This is a genomic window from Peribacillus sp. NPDC058075 (genome assembly GCF_042885195.1).
Lineage (GTDB): Bacteria > Bacillota > Bacilli > Bacillales > DSM-1321 > Peribacillus.
Genome location: NZ_JBHVSL010000001.1, coordinates 2583610 through 2598761, shown reverse-complemented (window position 1 = coordinate 2598761; position 15152 = coordinate 2583610). Strand labels below are relative to the sequence as shown.

Annotated in this window: 14 protein-coding genes and 1 pseudogene; 10 read left to right on the top strand and 5 right to left on the bottom strand. The window is 39.1% G+C overall.

Going from position 1 to position 15152, the window contains the following annotated elements; translation table 11 throughout:
- Window positions 1–63: 63 nt before the first annotated feature.
- On the top strand, window positions 64–672 hold the full coding sequence (locus ACFVS1_RS12910; RefSeq protein WP_387549345.1) for an SAM-dependent methyltransferase: 609 nt from the start codon (window positions 64–66) through the stop codon (window positions 670–672).
- 143 nt (window positions 673–815) lie between these two features.
- On the opposite strand, the gene ACFVS1_RS12905 is transcribed toward ACFVS1_RS12910, so the two are convergent.
- The gene (locus tag ACFVS1_RS12905; RefSeq protein WP_387547907.1) at window positions 816–1481 is read right to left on the bottom strand and encodes a hypothetical protein; all 666 of its coding nucleotides are present in this window, start codon (window positions 1479–1481) and stop codon (window positions 816–818) included.
- A gap of 402 nt (window positions 1482–1883) precedes the next feature.
- Here ACFVS1_RS12905 and ACFVS1_RS12900 point away from each other — a divergent pair, with 402 nt between their 5' ends.
- Window positions 1884–2618: an alpha/beta fold hydrolase gene (locus ACFVS1_RS12900; RefSeq protein WP_387547905.1), complete on the top strand. Its 735-nt coding sequence runs from the start codon at window positions 1884–1886 to the stop codon at window positions 2616–2618.
- A gap of 215 nt (window positions 2619–2833) precedes the next feature.
- Here the strand turns inward: ACFVS1_RS12900 and asnB are convergent.
- Both asnB and ACFVS1_RS12890 read right to left on the bottom strand, forming a co-directional pair.
- Window positions 2834–4724 (bottom strand): annotated as a pseudogene (gene asnB, locus ACFVS1_RS12895) (asparagine synthase (glutamine-hydrolyzing)).
- Between the two features lie 329 nt (window positions 4725–5053).
- Window positions 5054–5770: a GntR family transcriptional regulator gene (locus ACFVS1_RS12890; RefSeq protein ID WP_241591321.1), complete on the bottom strand. Its 717-nt coding sequence runs from the start codon at window positions 5768–5770 to the stop codon at window positions 5054–5056.
- Window positions 5771–6057: 287 nt separating this feature from the next.
- Here ACFVS1_RS12890 and ACFVS1_RS12885 point away from each other — a divergent pair, with 287 nt between their 5' ends.
- The 5 genes from ACFVS1_RS12885 to chbG are packed head-to-tail and all read left to right on the top strand — an operon-like array spanning window position 6058 to window position 10152.
- Window positions 6058–6366: a PTS sugar transporter subunit IIB gene (locus ACFVS1_RS12885; RefSeq protein WP_048684685.1), complete on the top strand. Its 309-nt coding sequence runs from the start codon at window positions 6058–6060 to the stop codon at window positions 6364–6366.
- 4 nt (window positions 6367–6370) lie between these two features.
- The gene (locus ACFVS1_RS12880) at window positions 6371–7720 is read left to right on the top strand and encodes a PTS sugar transporter subunit IIC (RefSeq protein WP_352921334.1); all 1350 of its coding nucleotides are present in this window, start codon (window positions 6371–6373) and stop codon (window positions 7718–7720) included.
- Between the two features lie 16 nt (window positions 7721–7736).
- On the top strand, window positions 7737–8084 hold the full coding sequence (locus tag ACFVS1_RS12875; protein ID WP_214750952.1) for a PTS sugar transporter subunit IIA: 348 nt from the start codon (window positions 7737–7739) through the stop codon (window positions 8082–8084).
- Window positions 8081–9424, top strand: coding sequence for a 6-phospho-beta-glucosidase (locus ACFVS1_RS12870; RefSeq protein WP_387547902.1), 1344 nt, complete (start codon window positions 8081–8083; stop codon window positions 9422–9424). Before ACFVS1_RS12875 ends, ACFVS1_RS12870 begins: the two co-directional genes overlap by 4 nt.
- Window positions 9421–10152 (top strand): chitin disaccharide deacetylase, encoded by a 732-nt coding sequence (chbG, locus tag ACFVS1_RS12865; protein ID WP_352921329.1) that lies wholly within the window; start codon window positions 9421–9423, stop codon window positions 10150–10152. The genes ACFVS1_RS12870 and chbG overlap by 4 nt, the downstream gene beginning before the upstream one ends.
- Before the next feature lie 93 nt (window positions 10153–10245).
- Here the strand turns inward: chbG and ACFVS1_RS12860 are convergent, their stop codons facing one another.
- Window positions 10246–11427, bottom strand: coding sequence for an NAD(P)/FAD-dependent oxidoreductase (locus tag ACFVS1_RS12860; protein WP_387547898.1), 1182 nt, complete (start codon window positions 11425–11427; stop codon window positions 10246–10248).
- A 39-nt stretch (window positions 11428–11466) separates the two neighbouring features.
- Complete coding sequence (locus ACFVS1_RS12855; protein ID WP_352921325.1) at window positions 11467–11904, bottom strand: helical membrane plugin domain-containing protein; 438 nt, start codon at window positions 11902–11904, stop codon at window positions 11467–11469.
- A gap of 928 nt (window positions 11905–12832) precedes the next feature.
- Here ACFVS1_RS12855 and ACFVS1_RS12850 point away from each other — a divergent pair.
- From ACFVS1_RS12850 to ACFVS1_RS12840, 3 genes are all read left to right on the top strand, one after another.
- Complete coding sequence (locus tag ACFVS1_RS12850; RefSeq protein WP_352921323.1) at window positions 12833–13288, top strand: SMI1/KNR4 family protein; 456 nt, start codon at window positions 12833–12835, stop codon at window positions 13286–13288.
- 72 nt (window positions 13289–13360) lie between these two features.
- Entirely contained in the window at window positions 13361–14068 is a 708-nt protein-coding gene (locus ACFVS1_RS12845) for a response regulator transcription factor (protein WP_387547896.1), read from the top strand.
- On the top strand, window positions 14065–15126 hold the full coding sequence (locus ACFVS1_RS12840) for a sensor histidine kinase (protein ID WP_387547894.1): 1062 nt from the start codon (window positions 14065–14067) through the stop codon (window positions 15124–15126). The genes ACFVS1_RS12845 and ACFVS1_RS12840 overlap by 4 nt, the downstream gene beginning before the upstream one ends.
- Window positions 15127–15152 lie beyond the last annotated feature (26 nt).

Here is a 15152-nt window from a genome sequence, read left to right as displayed (position 1 = left end):
CCTATCCGGGGTTTTTAGTTAGGAATCCCTTTATTGAAAAATCATGAAGCAGGTGCATTAACAATGGAAGAAACGAATTATGACGAAATGCTGAACATCAAAACGGAAGGTGAACAAAAAAAATTCAATGATTCTTTGCATTATCACCGATACGAACCTACGCCTTACAGCGCATTAGAACATTTATTCAAAAAATATGAACTGAAAAGAAATGATCGCTTAGTGGATTTTGGATGCGGTAAAGGACGCTTGAATTTTTTCATCCATCATTTATATCAATCATCTGTGGTTGGCGTGGAGATGAATGAAAACTTCTATAAAGAAGCGATCGAGAACCTGAATGGCTACATGAAGAAAAGGAAAAACAACCATAACAATATAGAATTCCGGTGTTGCTTGGCGGAAGAATATGATATTGATAGGAAAGACAATCGCTTTTATTTCTTTAACCCATTCTCGGTACAGATCTTCATGAAAATCATCAATAATATATTACTTTCCTTTGAAAAAGAACCGCGCCAAATCGAACTGATTTTATTTTATGCTTCACAGGATTATATTTTTTTCCTCGAAAATCAAACCGCCTTCGAACTGAAGGATGAGGTGATGTTACCTGGCTTGACTGAAACTAATCCTTTTGAGAAATTCGTCATATACCAACTGTTAAATTGAATGGATACTCGTTTTTTGGTGATAAAAGCACCCAAGCAATCTTTCATTGATGCTTGGGTGCAAAGAGTATTTAAAGCAAATTGTGAATCATTATTACCATTGTTTATCTTATAGTTTTATGCTCTTCCATTTTCAAGGATGAATCACTTTGTTTGTAGGGAGCGAGGTTCTAGCTTATAGTTTGTAAGCCATAGTAAACATAAAAAAATTAATTCAAATGCATTGGTAACAGCTGAACTTTCTATGGGAATAGGTATGGCACTTCCGACTATCATGATTATGACCCCTAAAAGCATCCAAATCCAACGTGTTCTTATATATATGTTGATGCTGATTACCAATAATATAAAGGTTACTATAAGCACCATGAAAGGCGGGCCTGAAGATTCCTCACTAACATATCTTAAAACGCCATACTCGTAGATTGGTACAAATGTCTTATGCATATTTTCAATAAATTCATAGATGATAAGTCCAGCTGTAAGGAAAAGGAAAAAATAGAGTGCTATCATTTTTTTTGTAAAAGGGATATGTATCCTTTTCGCCATTCCCCATCCAAACAAGATCAATGTGGGAGTGATAAATCCATGACTCCAGAAACGTAATGCATTTAATGACTCTAACAAAGGGCCATCGCCAATGAACTTTCCGGAGGCAATAATTAAGTTATCTACGATAAGCCCGAAAGTAACTAGAAGAAGAAAGCTTGAATACGAAAAGAGTTTACGTTCCTGTCGAAGTAATATTATTCCCATGATAAAAAGAATAATATAAACGATTGAATAACAAAAATATAAAATAGTATCCAACTCTTCACCCCCAATTTTGTTTTTTTCATACTATATATATAAATCACAAGAAATAGCTTTACATATAATTTTAGTTTAATGTGAAATTCATATTCAGGAAAGATTGTAAATACCTATATCGGAGACTATAATGGGTAGGCTTTATATGTGGTTTATATAAGTATCAAGGGTCTACATTAGAAACTTTAAATGTAAACAAGATGGAAGCATCAAAAATGTCCATAAATAGCGATATTACTATTAAGCAGCCATTGAATACGTCATAGATTGAGGATTCCGGAATGATTGATAGCTGGCTTTCAAACAAAGAGAGAGAGAGGATTCGTACAGATTACACCTAATAAGGTGGGATATATAGCACAGAAACAGTTAGAAAAAAACTTAGGAATAGTGAGGTATAAAATGAAAAAAGTTTTTAAAAATATTCTCGTTAGTATAATTCTATTAATGATTATCGCTTTCGGCGGCTTTTACATATGGTCAGAACAAACATACAAACCATCAGATGAATTGTATGCTTTAGTTGGAAAGGGGAATCTAATAAAGGAATATGGGTTTGTTACATTCGAACCGACAAAAACCAAGAAAGTGGGCATTGTCCTGTATCCAGGTGCCAAGGTTGAGCCGGAAGCATACGGATATTATGCAAAAGAATTATCGAAAGAGGGATATACAGTCGTTATCCCAAATATGAGGTTCAATTTCGCTTTGTTTGATAAAAATAAAGCGACGGAAGCTAAAGATGCCTATCCAGCAGTGGAGAAATGGTACGTTGCTGGACACTCGTTAGGAGGAGTAGCCGCCTCCGCATATGCTTATGAAAATCCAAAAGAGGTGGAAGGGATTATCCTTCTCGGTTCATATCCCAGTGACTCGAATGACTTTTCAAAAATGAAAGTTCCAATGCTATCGTTATATGCAGAACATGATGGGCTATCTACAGTAGAGAAGATTATGAAGACAAAGCACTTACTATCTAAAGAGGCAAACATGCATATGATTGCGGGGGGAAACCACGGTCAATTTGGTGTATACGGAAAGCAAAAGGGAGATAATGAAGCAATTATTTCAGCCAAGAAACAACAAGAAGAAATGATTAACGTCACAAAAACATGGCTCAAAAAGCAGCAGCAGTAGATAAGATTTAACTTAGCCTTGAGCAAAAAAGAATCCCTTTTCCCCTATTGCATAATGGTGGAGAGGTTAAAAGCCCTCAATGATATTCATTGAGGGCTTTTAATCGCAGTAATGTTGGCCCTTAATTATCAAAAATGATTCCATACATACAACAATTCAGAACCTTTTCAATATGAAAAAACTTTAAATGCAATTTTGAAATTAATCATGTGTTACTATGGTAGCGAAGGTATACCTAGGGAACCCAAAGCATGGGGCTCATATTGTTTTTCTATATAAATTTGATGCCAAGTCATAAACGTCAAAATGGTCCAGAGCTTCCGGCTGTTGTCCGCTTTATTATTTACATGGCTTTCAAGTAATTCTATAATATGCGCTTTATTAAAAAGGTAGTCAGTCGGGCTTTCCTGGATTAACCTTACTGCCCAATCGTATAACTCATCCTTTAACCAATGGCGTATCGGAACAGGAAAGCCTAGCTTTTTTCTGCTCCATACATGTTCCGGCACGATCCCTCGGGCCGCTTTTCGGAGCATGTATTTGGTCGTTCCATTTCTCACCTTTTGATCCATATTAAGTTTTGAAGCCGTATTGAAAACGCATTTATCCAAAAAGGGAACTCTCACCTCTAAAGAATTCGCCATGGACATTTTATCTGCCTTCAATAAAATATCACCTTTTAGCCAAGTTTGAATATCAATGTTCTGCATTTGGGTTATAGGATCATACCCTAAGGAACTTGAATAGATGGGATTTGTCACTTTCTCATTTTCTAGTCCGTTGAGATAATTCACAAGTATTAGTTTTTTCTCTTTCTCGCCGAATATGTTGGCGTTCCCGATATATCGGTTTTCTAAAGGTGTCACTCCACGCTCTATAAAACTCTTTCCTCTAACACCTTCAGGCAAAACAGAGGAAATCGCCTTCAACACTTTGTTCAATGGTGTTGGAAAATAGGAAAACATGCGCAGGGAATGGGGCTCCCGGTATATATTATATCCGCCGAATAACTCATCTGCCCCCTCACCGGACAAGGCGACCTTGACGTGTTTTTTAGCTTCCCGGGCGACAAAATATAGTGGAACGGCAGCGGGGTCCGCTAAAGGGTCATCCATATGCCAGATGATCTTCGGAAGTTCCGCCAAGAATTCTTCAGGACTTATGATATAGCTTATATTTTCTACATTCAGGGCGGCTGCTGTTTCCTGTGCAATGTTTATTTCACTATATCCATCCCTTTCGAACCCAACAGAAAAAGTTTTGAGCTTAGGGTTAATCTCTTTTGCGATGGAGCAGATAAATGATGAATCAATCCCGCCCGATAAAAAAGATCCAACTGGAACATCACTTCTCATATGGACGTTTACGGAATCCATCATAGTGTCTTGTATTTCTTTTATGACCTTTGAATCGTCTATATTGGAAGGATGAAAGATAGGTTTCCAGAAACTTTTTATATCCATTTTCTTTCCAGGTTCTTTAGTGAAATAATGCCCTGGTAATAACTTTTCGATATTCTTGGATAGCGTCGATGGTTCGGGGACATATTGAAAACTGAGAAAATGCTGTAATGAATTCATATTCAGCTCTTCATTCATGGCTGTCAAAATACTCTTTTTTTCTGATGCAAAATAAGTAACATCATCTTGCTCACAATAGAAAAAAGGCTTGATTCCAAAGTGGTCCCTTGCACCAAAAAGCTTTAGTTCGATTTTATCCCAAATGACAAAAGAGAACATGCCTCGCAGTCTGGACAGTTTGCTCTTTTTGGCTACTAAAGAGGGCCAATATTACTTCCGTATCAGAATCTGTCGTAAACTCGTATCCTTCATCAATGAGTTCTTTTCTTAGTTCAATATAATTATAGATTTCGCCATTGAAAATGATCCAATATCTTTCATTTTCATATGAAAGGGGTTGGTTACCATTATCTATATCGATTATGCTTAATCTCCTAAATCCAAAATTCACAAACTCATCAAAGTAATATCCTTCATCATCCGGGCCCCTATGGGTAATGATCGTGTTCATCTTCTGAATCGTTTCCTTCGTATTTGAATTTATGGCTTTCGGATATTCGTGAATACATCCAACAAAACCGCACATAAAATCCACCTGCCTAATAAATTAATAGTATGAGATATCTCCTAGTCTTCTAGATTAGGTGATTATGATATATTTGTCAATTTTACTCATGAAATGTATTTATTTGTAATTATGTAAATCTCTATAAGATATACAACAAAAAGAGGCAATCGTTATGATTGCCTCTAGAAGACTAATAAGTTTGCATGCAGTTTTTATTAAAAAAACGTTCCAGTTGATTGGAGGGAGTGCCTGGAGGGAATTCAACGTTCCAATCTTACAAACACTTAAAATAATCGAGTTTGTCTACAGACTAGGATGCCTTAAATTAATAAGGCATCCGTCTTATTTCAATAGTTGCGCTCGATGACAAAGTGCGCACGATCGGCTCTAAAGAGAGTTTTAGAGAATTCAATGACCGATCCGTCATTCTCATATGTGTAAGTTTCCAATGAAAAACAAGGTGAACCGTTCGGTACATCCAATTTGTCAGAAATGGAATCGTCGGCAAGTGAAAACTCCAAGTGTTCGACTGTTTTTTTTACTTTTAAATTGAATTGTGTCTCAAGTACTTTAAAAAGTGATCTTTCACAGGCTTCGATATTAAGCCCGGGTGTTTTATACCAAGGGAGAAAGGCAATTTCATATTGAAGGGGGATGTCGTTAACGTAACGTATCCGTTCCAGTTTGTTTACGGGGTCTCCAATATTTTGTTTGAAAAGCTTGGCAAGGGTGGCGTTTGCTTCAATCACCTTTAAGCTAATGACCTTTGTAGAAGGGTTTTTTCCTTGCATCGTGACTTGCTCAGAGAATTTTTCAACCGTGCTTGAAAGAAATTGCTTCACTTTATTCTCCGAAACGAAGGTCCCTTTGCCTTGAACACGGTAGATGTAGCCTTCGACGTTCAATTGCTGTAAGGCCGTACGAACTGTTGTCCTGCTTACTCCGTATATTTTACAAAATTCAGCCTCGGTCGGTAATTTTGTATTCGGTTGATATTCGCCATTTTTTATGAGATCGATAATCGATTCCTTAACTATGGAATGCAATGCCGCTTCTTTATTCATAGTCTCCACAGTGATTCCTCCTATGTTCATTCCCAATCTATACATATAGATTATCTCGGATAAGTTCAATAATCAACTTTAAATCAAAAATTTGTAGTAACAAATTAAAAATTGTGTTGATATTTTTCCAATTTGTAACTACAATGTATGTATGGGGTAATAATACCCATTTCATAGCCTTTCAAGGGAAGTGATAAAACAAAGTAACATGAGTAGTACACTAAATGCGGTTTAGTCTTACTTGAAAATACTGAATAATCAATCATTAAAAAAGGGGGGTAATTTCAATGAATATCTTATTATGTTGTTCTGCAGGGATGTCTACTAGTTTATTAGTTACCAAGATGGAGGAAAGTGCTAAAAAACAAGGGGTAGAGTGTCATATATGGGCGGTTGGTTCTACAGAAGTGAACAATGAAATAGATAAGGCCGATGTGATTTTATTAGGTCCGCAGGTTAGATACCTTCTTTCTAAGCTTCAGGAAGCGGGAAAAGAAAAGGGAATTCCAGTCGCAACCATCAATCCAATGTTCTATGGACTTTGTAATGGTGAAGAAGTGCTAAAACAAGCCACTACTTTAATAAAAGGAGAATAAGGATATGATGACTTTTATTGATAAGTATATTATGCCTGGGGCGGTAAAGGTAGGAAATAACCGGCATTTGCTGGCAATTCGTGACGCATTGATTGGAATGATAGCGATTACAATGATCGGGTCATTCGCCGTCCTGTTTAATAATTTAGGGCAAGTCATCAAGCCTTACGGAAGAATGATGGAGGCCATCTTCGGTCCTGCATGGAATACGCTCGGCGGAGATATTTGGTTTGGAACCTTTGCATTCATGACGGTATTCGCTGTATTCGGCATCTCTTACAAATTGGCACGATCATACGGTGACGATGGTTTTGAAGCGATGCTGGTATCCGCAGCCTGTTTCTTCTTATTATTGCCTCAAATCGGAAATGTCACTTTAACCATCGATGATAAGGATGTTACAGGCGGGGCCTGGGGTTTTGTAAGCGTGAACTATTTTAATGCTACAGCTCTATTTACAGGAATTGTCGTTGCCTTGGTAGCCACTGAAATATTTGTGAGACTTTCCCGAGTGAAGTATTTAGTCATCAAGCTTCCTGATGGGGTACCTCCTGCGGTTGCCCGTTCTTTTGCAAAGTTAGTGCCGGGTATGGCAACGATCTTTATCGCTGGTATATTCGGACTGCTATTCCGTAAAGCTACAGAGGGGCAGGTATTGAATGACTGGTTGAGTAAAGTGATTGTATCTCCATTACAAAGTGCAGTAGATTCATTGCCATTCGCTATTTTACTAGTTTTTCTTGTTCATTTATTATGGATGATCGGTTTGCATGGACCCAATATCCTTGGCGGGATAACGACACCGCTTTTTGAAAGTTCGGGAGTGAAGAATATCGATTTATATGCAAAAGGCGTCAAAGACATGGACCAATACGGGGTATTGGCGGGTTCTTTCCTGGATGCATTTGTTTATTTAGGCGGATCTGGTGCAACATTGGGCCTCATCATTGCCATGATCATTGCCGGCCGGAAACGGTATAAACAGATGATTGCACTCGGAGGGGCACCAGGATTGTTCCAGATTAACGAACCCATTCTTTTCGGTTTGCCTATCGTTCTGAATCCAATGTGGTTCATCCCATTTGTTCTTGGCCCGGTAATTACAACGGTGATCTCTTATATTGCGGTAAGCAGCGGAATGGTTTTCCCGATCGTTGCTAAGATTCCTTGGGTTACCCCTCCGATTGTTGGTGGATTCCTGGCCACAGGCGGGCATATGTCTGGAGCGGTCTTGGCTGCGATCAACTTAGTCATTTCAACAGCGATTTATTTACCATTCGTTTATGCTCAAGTGAAGATAGATACCAAAAATAAAACAGAGCTTACAAAAGATTCAGAAACGCTAAGCGTTTAAGAAAGTAGTGATGAAAATGGAAAAAGAAGAATTATACCAACTATCCTTTCAATTGATTTTATATAGCGGGAATGCGAGAAGCTTTGCAATGGAAGCGATGCAGGAAGCAAAGAAAAGGAATTTTGATTCTGCCCGCGTGAAAATAGCCGAGGCTGAAACGGAATTACTGCAAGCGCATAAATACCAAACCCAATTAATCCATGCTGAAGCTGGCGGGGACCATTTTGATCTTCCCATTATCCTGGTGCATGCCCAAGATCATTTAATGACAGCGATGACTTTAAAGGATCTTGCCATTGAAATGATTGACCTACGCGAAGAATTCCTGCATGCAGATGCTGTGAAGGAGAGGACTGCTGAATGAACAAGGGGCTGAAGATTGTCACGATTGGCGGAGGTTCGAGCTATACGCCTGAACTGATCGAAGGTTTCATCAAATATCATGAAGAACTTCCCGTGAGTGAAATTTGGCTTGTGGACATCGAAGCGGGAAAGGAAAAGCTTGAAATTGTCGGGAATTTGGCAAGAAGGATGATTGAAAAGGCTGGTGTGAATATTGATGTCCACCTCACGCTAGATAGAAAGAAAGCGCTTAAAGGTGCAGATTATGTAACAACCCAGCTGCGGGTTGGCCAGCTCGCAGCAAGGGCACTTGATGAAAAGATTCCATTGAAACACGGAGTGATCGGACAGGAGACGAATGGACCTGGCGGGCTTTTCAAGGCTTTTAGAACGATTCCCGTCATTTTGGATATTGCTCATGAAATGGAGGAATTATGTCCGGAAGCATGGCTGATTAACTTCACGAATCCTGCAGGAATGGTAACGGAAGCAGTTCTGCGTCACAGTAATATTTCCAAAATCATCGGACTTTGCAATGTGCCGATTGGTATGGAACGAGGTGTTGCGGATTTGATGGATGTGGAGCCATCAAGAGTCCGGATCGACTTTGCTGGCTTGAACCATATGGTTTACGGATTGGATGTATTCGTTGATGGCGAGAGTGTCAAAGATCAAATCATCAATTTAATTACGGATCCAGCTAAAGCTGTCACGATGAAGAATATCCATGCAATGGGCTGGGAGCCGGAATTCCTTAGAGCGTTAAACCTGTTTCCGTGTCCATACCATAACTACTATTACAAAACGGGAGATGTGCTGGCCCAAGAATTGAAGGATGCAGAAAAAGGGGAAACACGTGCAGAGGTCGTTCAAAGACTTGAAGCAGGTTTATTCGAGTTATACAAAGACCAGGATCTGGCTATCAAGCCGCCGCAGCTAGAAGAGCGCGGAGGTGCGTATTACAGCGATGCGGCTGTGCGGTTGATTTGCTCGATGCATACGGATAAGCGAGATATTCAAGCGGTAAATACGGTCAATCATGGTGCGATTGAAGGCATCCCTTACGGCTCGGCGATCGAAACCAGTTGCGTGATAACTAAGGATGGTCCTAAGCCAATCAATGTAGGAGAGCTTCCTGTCGCTGTCCGCGGATTAATACAGCAAATCAAATCCTTTGAAAGGGTAGCCATTGAAGCTGCAATTTCGGGGGACTATGATACTGCGTTGCTTGCCATGACGATCAATCCGCTCGTTCCAAGTGACCGGGTTGCAAAGCTTATCTTAGACGAAATGCTGGAGGCACATAAAGAGTATCTGCCGCAGTTTTTTGAAAAAAAGGAGTTGCAGGATAATTTATCATGATTGAAGTCCTTGTAAATGCAGATGATTTCGGGTTAACTAAAGCGGTGAATTATGGGATTTTGGATAGCCACAAATATGGAATTGTCAATTCGGCAACGATCATGATGAATGCGAAAGCAACAGAGCATGCGATTGAAATCGCAAAGAAGACACCATCGTTGAAGGTAGGTATACACTTAGTGCTGACATGGGGGAAACCATTGTTGAGTGATGTTCCGAGTTTGGTTGACGAATCTGGTTTCTTTAAGAAGCAGGGGTTGGTATATGGGGACCCGGCTGGTATTTCCTTGAGCGAATTGGAGAGGGAGTGGTCAGCACAAATCGAAAGATTCTTGGAATTTGGTCTATTCCCGACTCATTTTGACAGCCATCATCATGTACATGGGATCACAGCATTTCTACCGGTTATTAAAAAGCTGTCAGATAAATATGGATTGCCAGTGCGTAATGCCGGAACGCAACTTGCTGGGATTCAAACCGTTACAGATGTATTCCTGGATGATTTTTATGGAGAAATGGTGGTTGAAGATTACTTTCAAAACTTGAAGGGGAGGGTAATGGATGGGGCGAGCGTGGAGATCATGACTCATCCTGCTTATATGGATGAAGAATTGATGGAAGTCTCCTCTTATAATGATAAACGCTTAAAAGAAACCCGGATCTTGACAAATGCAAAATTACCTGAGGGATTTTTCCTTAGATTCAGCATCAACCAGGTTAGCATTTGATTTCGATAAATATAGCCCTTTAATTGCAAATGAGGACCATTCATCCAAATGATGAATGGTCCTCTTAAATTTAATGAGGCTATATCTTAAAAATTAATAAGCCAAGCTGAATAGGGCTTTGATGTGTGATAGATAGCGAACATTACTTGCTTCTTTCATCAATGTAGCCGGAAGGCCTTTAAGGGACGTGTTATTGGCCCCAACCGTTGCCACCGCATCCTTACGGCCAAGGCTCGCAAGTGTACCTGAGTTTACAGGTGAGAATTCTTCAAGTTTCTTGCCTTCAAAGGATGCAAATAGGTTGTAACCAACAAGCTCACCCATTTGCCAAGCATTTTGAGCAGTAGGAGCGTATGGACGGCCGCCTTCTGGAGGGAAAGCAACGGCACTGTCCCCGACAACGAATACGTCTTTATGGGATTTGGATTGCAAATACTCATTAACAGTTGCTTTGCCGCGGTCCACTTCAAGGCCTGATTCGCCTACGATAGGAAGAGCCGCAACTCCGCCTGTCCAAACAAGCGTATTGGCCGTTATCGTTTGTCCGTCTTTCAATTCGATTTGATTGCCTTTAACACCCGTTACAGGCAGACCTGTCAAGAACTCAACGCCGCGTGCTTCCAAGCTTGTCATCGCACGTTCGATCAAGTGATCAGGCAGGACCGGAAGGATTTTTGGACCAGCTTCCACAAGCTTGATTTTCAAATCCTTGAAATCCACTCCGAATTTTTTAGCGATTTTAGGGAAATGATCCACGATTTCACCGATTAGCTCAACGCCCGTCAATCCGCCGCCGCCGATTACGATGGTTGCGTCCGCTTCATTATTTGTTTGGGCATATTCGCGAATGCGATCTTCGATATGTTTGTAGATCTTGTTTGCATCATTAACGGATTTCAAGACCATGCTGTTTTCCTCAAGTCCCGGAATGCCGAAGAATCCTGTTTGGCTTCCCAAAGCAACAACCAGGGCATCATAAGATAAAGTGGAACCATTGGCAAGTTTCACTTCTTTGTTATCAACTGAGAAAGACTCCACTTTGGAAATGACAAGGTCGATATCTTTTCCTTTGAAAAGCTTTTCCAACGGAATGGAAACGGCTTGTTCGGAAATGGATCCGCCTGCAAGACGGTGCAATTCGGTGATGATTTGGTGCGTTGGAAATTGGTTCACCACGGTAACCTGCACTTCATCTCTTTTGTAATATTCACGTACGGATAAGGCAGATAGCAATCCAGCGTAACCCGCACCTAAGATGACGATTTGTTTTGACATAGTTAATCCCCCGTCCTTACTGATTGAAAGTTTATCAAATTATTTTTCGTTTTTACGTTCTGAAGAGACTTCAAGAAAAGCTTGGGCGAAACGGAAAAGCTTTTGTGCTTGCGGGTCTTTCATCATTTTTAACAGACCAAAAAGACCGATCACATCAGTATTGGCTTCAGCACGATCCTTAGCTTCGATGGCATTAGCCGCAAGCCCTTTCACTGAGCCCACTACAGGTGTAGCGATTTCCGAAATGGCGCTGACCGTATCATTTTTCAAGACATCATCAGTCGCAACCGATTGAGCGAAATCATATGACTTTGTTAAAATATTCACTAACTCAGTCAGTTTTGGTAACTGCTCAACTAAAGTGTTCAATGATTCCTGAACCTCAGGCTTTAAAAGCTGATCTAGGATGTCCAATTGTTCTTGGTTTGCAGAAATATTAAGTGTTTCATGTTCAGGTTTTGTGACTACATCTACCATATCTAATTCCCCTTTAAACTCAATTATTTTGATTTATGTGTTTTCCGCCGATACTACTAATCATACGACTCTAATCTCTTAATTTCAAATATTTCTTTTGTGATACGAATATAATTTTATAGTTTTAAATAAGAGTTATTTGGTGGGTTTTGAGATTTATCTTAATATTCCGATAAAATATTAAGGCTATTCTATAGAACACTACAATGTCCATAATCTTTGAATATGCCATGCTTGAAGGAGACCAAGAATATTTTATCTGATTTAGGGTAAATAATATTATCGGAATTGGAGATGATGCCTTTGGTAGAACGCAGGATGTTAAAGGTCCGTGGTGAGAATATCGAAATATCCTCTAGGTACAATGAGAAATATAATAAATGGAATTGTACAGCTAAAATACCCAATAGTTCCATCATTGCTTATTGTCGTGATAAGAATAAGGTACGTGCTGAGACAGTTTCTATGAGCAGGTTATTAATTACTTATGATGACTATAAAATTATCTGAGTTGTAAAAAGGCGCCCAACCTTGAAATGGGCGCCTTTTTTAATAGAATAATATTTTTATCTGCGAGATCGGGAACATATCTTCGAAAATGGAGATATATCATCGAAAACTCCTGATTTATTTTCGAATTATACAATTTATCGATTTTTCGACAAAAACTCCTTATAAAATAGCTATTTTCTTAACGAAATTGTCAAAAAAATATCAGAAAATACTGAAAAGGAAAGTAAAATTATGTTAATATATTTAAAAAAAGTATTATTTTCTTAGAAATATTGAATATTTTATTATTAAAGGATCTCCATTAATGGAGTGTAGGACCTGGCCATTTTATATGCAGCGATTAGCAAGTGAAATAGCCTTATAGAATAAGATTATCAATTGATTTTACTACAATAAACTGAAATGGAGTGATAGAATGGTTAATATTACCGGATATGGCAAGGCGACACAAGAAGCAGTGAGTAATTTTCAGGAATTTGTGGGTTTTGAGATCCCAGCAGATTATCAACAATTTCTCCTTACGCATAATGGCGGAACAACTGCGGTCCGAAACAGTAAGTTTTATGTAGATGGATTAGACACGCTCGTTTGCTTAAATGTACTTTATGGATTAGAGCTTCAAGATAAAGAACTGGATTTACAGAAATGGCATGAAGAAAATAGGGAAGACTTACATAAGAATTGCATTATAATAGGTAATGATACATGTGCAGGTAAAATCTTGCTGATAGATAACGAAGAGGAAAAGGGAGTTTACTTCTGGGATCAGGGTTGGTATTCGGATCCATCTAGTCAGGATGAAAATATTTATAAAGTTGCATCGAGTTTTCAATCCTTCATTGAAGGATTGAAAATCCCGGAAGAAAACTAATTTTATTGTAAGCCCCTTGATTGGCTCATACCAATCAAGGTTTTTTATTGTCATGTTAATGAGGAGAAAAAGATGTATAAAATATTATTGGTTGAAGACGATTCCAAAATAGCTGGAATCTTGGTCAATTACTTAACAAGGTATGGATATGAGGTTTTTGAAGTGAAGCAACTGGATCAAGTCTTTGCGGAGTTCCAAGAGATAAAGCCAGATTTGGTTTTATTGGATATTAATCTGCCCTATTATGATGGTTTCCATTGGTGCCGGCTAATAAGGACGGTTTCTAAGGTTCCCATCATATTCATATCTGCAAGGACAGATGAAATGAACCAAGTCATGGCCATTGAATATGGGGGAGATGATTATTTAACAAAACCGTTTCATTTGGAAGTGGTACTGGCGAAAATAAAGAGTGTCCTACGTAGGGTTTACGGTGAATATGCGGAAATATCTTCATTCCACCAACATATTAAGGAAATGGATGGATTAACGCTTTATACGGAAAAAGCGATGATCGAATTTCAAGACAATCAGGTAACGTTAACTCAAAATGAGTTGAAATTATTGAGCTGTTTACTACGACAGTATGACACGATTGTCTCGCGCGAAGATTTGCTTGAAGCATTATGGAATGATGATTCATTTGTTGATGACAATACATTGACCGTCAATGTTACTAGGGTTCGGAAAAAGCTTGAGGATATCGGCGTCAAGCATGCCATAACAACCTCTAGGGGAAAAGGATATCGGCTAAAAATAGTGCATGGTGAAGAAAAGTGAAGCTGAAATCCTTTATGAGAGACCGTCTTTATTTTATATTTTATACCGTTCTATTGGTAAGCCTGCTTATTATTGCTTATACACTAGCCGTTTTGGAAGCGGGGAATCACTTATCGGTTTCAAATATTATTTATTTAATTATTCTGGCGTTGTTTATGATGCTTTTATTTTTAGCGGGCGATTATATAAGGCATTTCCGTTTTCTTAATCAATTAGCAAGGATGAAGCAGGAACCGAGCTTATCATTTGAATATGTCGAAGCCTTTAGGGACCCCCTGTCAAATGAACAAACGTTGTGGATGGATCTTTTTCAACAAATGAATCAGGTAACAATTGGACAATTACAAGAACAAATCAAACAGAAGGAGCAATATGAGCTGTTGATTCATCAATGGGTTCATCAAATGAAGACTCCTGTATCAGTCATTTCCTTGCTGGTTCAAGAAGGCAACAGGGCATTTTCGGATGAGACGATGAAGGAATATCTAAAAGGGATAGAAGAAGAAAATGATCGATTTCGCAGAGGGCTGGAAATTATATTGCATGGAGCAAGGCTGCAGCGTTTTTCGGAGGATGTAAAATCGGAGCGTGTTGACTTAATTAATCTAGTCAAGCAAGTGATTAACCAGGAAAAGAAACAGTTCATCAAACGGTTCATTTATCCCAGGCTTGAAACGGAGCTTGAGAATGTTTTTGTGAATACGGATCGTAAGTGGTTCCACTTCGCCATTAGTCAGGTGGTCTTTAATGCACTGAAGTATTCAAAGCAGGAAAAGCATGACAGCATAACGTTCAGCATTGTGGAAAAAGAGTCGGGGATTTTCCTCAGGATAACAGATCAGGGAATTGGAATTGTCCCGCATGATGTAAAGAGAGTGTTTGATCCATTTTTTACTGGAGAGAACGGGCGAGTCCAACAAGAGTCAACTGGAATGGGATTATATCTAGTGAAGGAAATCGTTAACAGACTTGGGCATGGGGTTACGATTCGATCGATAGTATCCGAAGGGACTACAGTGGAATTTTTCTTTAAGTCAAATACCTTACATGATAGGTGACAGAATTGTAAGGGTGCTAAACGAAT

What these genes read in the sequence shown, in the direction of transcription:
- ACFVS1_RS12860 (WP_387547898.1), bottom strand. Translation starts at nt 11,427, where the DNA reads ATGTCAAAACAAATCGTCATCTTAGGTGCGGGTTACGCTGGATTGCTA.
- ACFVS1_RS12875 (WP_214750952.1), top strand. Translation starts at nt 7,737, where the DNA reads ATGGAAAAAGAAGAATTATACCAACTATCCTTTCAATTGATTTTATAT.
- ACFVS1_RS12845 (WP_387547896.1), top strand. Translation starts at nt 13,361, where the DNA reads ATGTATAAAATATTATTGGTTGAAGACGATTCCAAAATAGCTGGAATC.
- ACFVS1_RS12890 (WP_241591321.1), bottom strand. Translation starts at nt 5,770, where the DNA reads ATGAATAAAGAAGCGGCATTGCATTCCATAGTTAAGGAATCGATTATC.
- ACFVS1_RS12870 (WP_387547902.1), top strand. Translation starts at nt 8,081, where the DNA reads ATGAACAAGGGGCTGAAGATTGTCACGATTGGCGGAGGTTCGAGCTAT.
- ACFVS1_RS12855 (WP_352921325.1), bottom strand. Translation starts at nt 11,904, where the DNA reads ATGGTAGATGTAGTCACAAAACCTGAACATGAAACACTTAATATTTCT.
- ACFVS1_RS12885 (WP_048684685.1), top strand. Translation starts at nt 6,058, where the DNA reads ATGAATATCTTATTATGTTGTTCTGCAGGGATGTCTACTAGTTTATTA.
- chbG (WP_352921329.1), top strand. Translation starts at nt 9,421, where the DNA reads ATGATTGAAGTCCTTGTAAATGCAGATGATTTCGGGTTAACTAAAGCG.
- ACFVS1_RS12880 (WP_352921334.1), top strand. Translation starts at nt 6,371, where the DNA reads ATGATGACTTTTATTGATAAGTATATTATGCCTGGGGCGGTAAAGGTA.
- ACFVS1_RS12900 (WP_387547905.1), top strand. Translation starts at nt 1,884, where the DNA reads ATGAAAAAAGTTTTTAAAAATATTCTCGTTAGTATAATTCTATTAATG.
- ACFVS1_RS12850 (WP_352921323.1), top strand. Translation starts at nt 12,833, where the DNA reads ATGGTTAATATTACCGGATATGGCAAGGCGACACAAGAAGCAGTGAGT.
- ACFVS1_RS12910 (WP_387549345.1), top strand. Translation starts at nt 64, where the DNA reads ATGGAAGAAACGAATTATGACGAAATGCTGAACATCAAAACGGAAGGT.